The organism is Curvivirga aplysinae (assembly GCF_009711445.1).
Lineage (GTDB): Bacteria > Pseudomonadota > Alphaproteobacteria > UBA8366 > Aestuariispiraceae > Curvivirga > Curvivirga aplysinae.
Window position 1 is genome coordinate 1 of sequence record NZ_SMMC01000058.1, and the last position, 5,151, is coordinate 5,151.

Consider the following 5,151-nt stretch of genomic DNA (forward strand, 5'->3'; position numbering starts at 1 on the left):
CTGCCATAATACCAGTTGATCAGGACGTAATTAGAGGATTATGTAAAATGAATGAAATGAGCCCCAATACCGAACGCCTTCCGGTAACTGTCCTATCCGGTTTCCTTGGCGCGGGTAAGACCACCCTGTTAAATCGTGTTCTAAACAATCGAGACAATAAACGCGTCGCGGTGATTGTTAACGACATGTCTGAGGTGAATATTGATGCAGATTTGGTGCGCGCAGATACAGAGCTTAGTCGCACAGATGAAACATTAGTTGAAATGTCTAATGGATGCATCTGCTGTACATTGCGAGATGATTTATTGCTTGAGGTTCGCCGCTTAGCAGAGGAAGGTAAATTTGATTATCTCTTAATCGAATCTACAGGTATTTCAGAACCTCTTCCTGTCGCAGCAACATTTGATTTTCGTGATGAAGATGGCGTTAGTCTATCTGATGTTTCTAGATTGGATACCATGGTAACCGTTGTGGATGCTGTAAACCTATTGAAAGACTATTCCTCACATGATTTTTTAAGTGATAGAGGAGAAACTTTAGGTGAAGAAGATGATCGCACCTTGGTTCATCTATTAACTGATCAAATCGAATTTGCGGATGTGGTTATCCTCAACAAAGTCAGTGATGCAGGCTCCGAAAATGTAGATGCAGCACGTAAAATCATTCGAAGTCTAAATGCAGATGCAAGGATTATTGAAACTGACCATTCAGATGTAGCCACCGATAAGATACTGGATACAGGTTTATTCGATTATCAAAAAGCTCATGAACACCCAATGTGGGCAAAGGAGCTATATGGCTTCGCTGACCATACACCAGAAACAGAGGAATATGGCATTACCTCCCATGTGTATCGAGCTAGACGTCCTTTCATTCCTGAACATATTCAATCTTTGTTAAATGGTGATTTACCAGGTGTCATCCGGGCAAAAGGGCATTTTTGGATTTCTACCCGTCCTGAATGGGTGTTGGAATTTTCTTTAGCGGGTGCACTTTCTAATATGTCACCTCTGGGCAACTGGTGGGCGACCGTCCCTGAAGATAAGTACCCCGATAATGACGGCGCACGTAATTACAAAGAAAAACACTGGCAAGACCCATGGGGGGATCGTCGTCAGGAAATCGTATTCATTGGTTCTGACATTGACTGGCCTGCATTAGAAGCAAGGTTAGATCAATGCCTTGTGCCTGAAGAAGACGCAATCGGCCCTCATGATTTACCAGAATATGAAGATACATTCCCCATTTGGCGTCGGGTCGATGAGAGTGAACCAAATGAATAACATTTCGATGGATTGACAAAAAAGCCCTGAAACTTCTTTCAGGGCTTTTCCAATAACTCATCTAAAACTTAAAGCTTTTCAATCACCAAGGCGATGCCTTGGCCTCCACCAATACACATGGTGATAAGGCCGTATTTACCGCCAATACGTTCAAGTTCATACACACATTTTAAGGTAATGATTGCCCCTGTTGCGCCAACCGGATGCCCTAAAGCCACAGCACCGCCATTTGGGTTCACCTTCCCAGCATCAAATCCTAAAGATTTGCTCACGGCCATAGCTTGAACGGCAAAAGCTTCGTTGGATTCAATCACATCCATGTCGTCGACTTTTAAGCCCGCCTTTTCCAGTGCTTCTGGTACTGCTTCGTTCGGGCCAAGCCCCATCACCTCTGGTGCAACACCGCCAAACCCATAAGATAGGATACGTGCTTTTGGTTTTAATCCACGTTTTTCTGCTTCATCCATAGTGGTAAGAACCAAGGCGGCAGCAGCATCATTGATACCAGAAGCATTACCAGGGGTAACTTTACCGTCTTTTTTAAAAGCTGCTTTTAGCTTGCCCATATTTTCCATAGATGCGTCTGCACGTACATGTTCATCCGTATCAAAAGTCACCATCTGGCGGCCTTTTTTTACTTCCACTGGTACGATTTGAGATTTGAAATAGCCTTGATCAATAGCATTTTGAGCTCGCTTATGGCTTTCAACAGAATATTCATCCATTTCTTCGCGGGAAATCTGATATTGATCAGAAATACGTTCCGCCGTCATGCCCATATGACCGCTGTCAAATGGGTCAGTTAGCACGCCAACCGTCATATCCATCATGGACATATCGCCCATCTTTTGCCCAAAGCGTGCTTTCTGTGTGTAATAAACACCTTGGCTCATAGATTCTGCACCGCCTGCCAGTGCGATTTTACTATCCCCTAAAGCCACCATTTGAACCGCAGAAATAATAGATTGAACGGAAGATCCACAAAGACGGTTCACGTTTAATGCCTTAGATGCATTTTTCAATCCTGCTCGCAGTGCAATATCACGGCTTAAATAAGCATCTGCGGCCCCTGTTGGGATAATATGACCAATTACGCAATGATCGATATCTTCTGCTGCGACATTAGAACGTGCAATTGCTTCTTTTGCAGCTGCTTCCCCTAGTTCGGCTGGTGTTAAGCCACTTAAACTACCGCCAAAACCACCGATGGCCGTACGTGCGCCATCCAAAATTACAACGTCATTTACCGCTGACATTTTTGTCTCCCGTCATGTAATTATTTTGCATTGCACAAAAGACTACACAGCAACATACGATGTGGCAAGTGAATGGAAATTATACTGAGGCTAAATTAAAAATGGGAATAAAAAAGAACAGACGAAAACTCATAGTCTTTTCCCCTCTATCAGTTTGAATATTTTTAACATGCCTTGACTATTATTAAATTATTATTTAATAAATACTTTGGCGCAAACTATCCAATGAATTCCGGCAGTCTACCAGACGAAGATTTAATTGAACACATTGAAAATGATATTCAACAGTTAGCGCAAACTCATGTGGCAGAAGCGCTCGATCCTGCAATCGCCGCAGAGATACAAGCTATCCAAGATCGTTTCCGTGAGACACATCCGGTAGAAACCGTTTAATCAAAACGGACAGCTGCCATGCTAATATTTTTATGCTCAAAGCCACGATGTAAAAGCGTGGCTTTTTCTTTTGCCGCCCCCATCGCAACATAAAGCGGCAGCCAATGTTCATCTGTTGGATGTGCATAATTAAAATTCGGGGCTATTTCCCGCGCCGCAAGTAAAGTTTCATGATCATTTTCCTCAATCGCTGAGACAAACCAATCTTCAAAATCCACGGCCCATTGACTTGGACTGGGGTTACGCCACTCAATATCCCGCAAGTTATGCGTCACAGAACCGGATCCAATAATCAAGACGCCTTCATCCCGTAATTCTGATAATTTATCACCCAGCGCATATAGATATTCAGGGCTTTCATGTGATTGTAAACTCAATTGTATCACCGGAATATCAGCATCAGGATAAAGCAAATATAAAGGCGACCATGCCCCATGATCATAACCACGGTTAGGATCCCTGACAGCGCCTGTTAAAGAAACAATTTCTTCAACAACACCCTGATCTGTTTTAGCTGGATAAAGCATTTGATAAAGCGCAGGAGGAAAACCATAAAAATCATGAATGGTTTCCGGCGAAGAAGACGCAGTCAAGCGTAGATCACTCGTTTCCCAATGAGGACTGGCAATCAAAATCGCTTTTGGTTTAGGTAATTGATCCGCTAATCCCGCCAAGAAGGCGCGTCCAAGACTATCTTGTTCAATGGCCATAGAAGGCGCCCCATGAGATAGGAATATCACAGGCATTTTTGATGTATCAGTCATAGGGCTCATCCTTTCAATCTTTTTCTCATAGATATAAGGGAAATATGACAATCTATAAGCCAGATGATAGGAAACCCATTGTTTCCAATCATGGTTTATCTTCTGAAATCACTTGTCAATTTCACCCAAAGCATTCTATCGATGAAAGTCATGTTTTTGGGAGGATGAAGACATGAAGAGCAATTACGATTTTCTTGTCATTGGTGGCGGGATTGCAGGACTTGGTGTTGCCTCACATCTTGCAAAACATGGGAAAGCATGTGTGTTAGAACAAGAAAGCAGCCTTGGATACCATTCCTCAGGCAGATCAGCTGCGATCTTCATTCGCAACTATGGGAATAAGGTCTTAAAACAACTTACCGCATCTTCAGAAACATTCTTTAACAATCCAGAAGGTATTGCGGATCATAGTTTGCTTTCCCCACGCGGAGAAATGTTGGTCGCCACTGAAAACGAGTTGGAAGACTTGGAAGCATATCTAAGTGATGCTACAGACATGGAAAGCTTAACGACCAAAGAAGCTTGCGATTTAGTACCTATTCTCAGGCCAGAAAAAATTGCGGCTGCAGCCATAGAAACAGAAGCCCAAGACATCGATTCTGACCTTCTTCTTCAAGGATATATACGCCTTATTAAGTCGCATGGTGGTCATATTAAACCCAAACAACACGTGCAAAAAATAAGTTATGAAAATGGGGTTTGGACACTGACCACTCCTGATGAGAGTTACGAAGCCCCAATTCTAATAAATGCGGCTGGGGCCTGGGCTGATCATATTGCAACTTTAGCCAATATACCCCAGATTGGTTTAATGCCCAAGCGACGTTCCATGGCAGTTATTCCTGCACCCAGTGGATATGATTCATCCGATTGGCCGCTTTTTGCATCTGCCAGTGAAGATTGGTATGCAAAACCCCAAGGAGAAAAATTATATATTTCACCCGCCGATGAAGACATCGTCGAGCCGCATGACGCATGGGCAGATGATATGGTATTAGCCGAAGGATTATATCGATATGAAGAGATGGTTACCGCCCCGGTAACACAGGTAGAACACAGCTGGGCTGGCTTACGCAACTTTGTAAAAGATAAAACACCAGTAGTCGGATTTGACAATCATGCAAGTGGCTTCTTCTGGCTTGCAGGACAAGGTGGATACGGTATTCAAACAGCTCCGGCTCTTTCGGAAATTGCTTGTGATCTAATAACTGGCAAAATCGATTCAAGACCTAATGACTTACTGGAGGCTCTCACGCCAAACAGACTTCGTTAATCGAACTAGCTATCCTTATTCCTTACAGTCATTGCGATGAACCAAAAATCCTCCTAACTCAATAAATCAAACCTGTTCCACTTATCCTGACAGCAGACAGAGCGCGACTAACTCCAGTTCTTTTATCTTATTTATTATGCCCATAAACCTTTCCCCCGAGGCATACTACCAACTCAGGATAA

Annotated in this window: 5 protein-coding genes; 3 read left to right on the forward strand and 2 right to left on the reverse strand. The window is 43.2% G+C overall.

What is annotated here, in order from left to right; translation table 11 throughout:
- On the forward strand, positions 1-1,283 hold a 1,283-nt coding region (locus E1160_RS00780; protein ID WP_456236707.1), incomplete at its 5' end, for a GTP-binding protein.
- Positions 1,284-1,351: 68 nt separating this feature from the next.
- On the opposite strand, the gene bktB is transcribed toward E1160_RS00780, so the two are convergent.
- Entirely contained in the window at positions 1,352-2,539 is a 1,188-nt protein-coding gene (bktB, locus tag E1160_RS00785) for a beta-ketothiolase BktB (RefSeq protein WP_155153090.1), read from the reverse strand.
- A 225-nt stretch (positions 2,540-2,764) separates the two neighbouring features.
- Between bktB and E1160_RS00790 the strand changes: the two genes are divergently transcribed.
- On the forward strand, positions 2,765-2,932 hold the full coding sequence (locus E1160_RS00790; RefSeq protein ID WP_155153091.1) for a hypothetical protein: 168 nt from the start codon (positions 2,765-2,767) through the stop codon (positions 2,930-2,932).
- Here the strand turns inward: E1160_RS00790 and E1160_RS00795 are convergent.
- A complete protein-coding gene (locus E1160_RS00795) occupies positions 2,929-3,561 on the reverse strand; it encodes a DODA-type extradiol aromatic ring-opening family dioxygenase (protein WP_407923883.1) in 633 nt (210 codons plus the stop codon). The two genes, E1160_RS00790 and E1160_RS00795, sit on opposite strands and share 4 nt — an antisense overlap.
- A 307-nt stretch (positions 3,562-3,868) precedes the next feature.
- On the opposite strand from E1160_RS00795, the gene E1160_RS00800 reads away from it, so the two are divergent.
- Positions 3,869-4,969 carry an NAD(P)/FAD-dependent oxidoreductase gene (locus tag E1160_RS00800; RefSeq protein ID WP_155153092.1) on the forward strand — a complete coding sequence of 367 codons (1,101 nt, stop codon included), beginning with the start codon at positions 3,869-3,871 and terminating at the stop codon, positions 4,967-4,969.
- Positions 4,970-5,151: the final 182 nt, after the last annotated feature.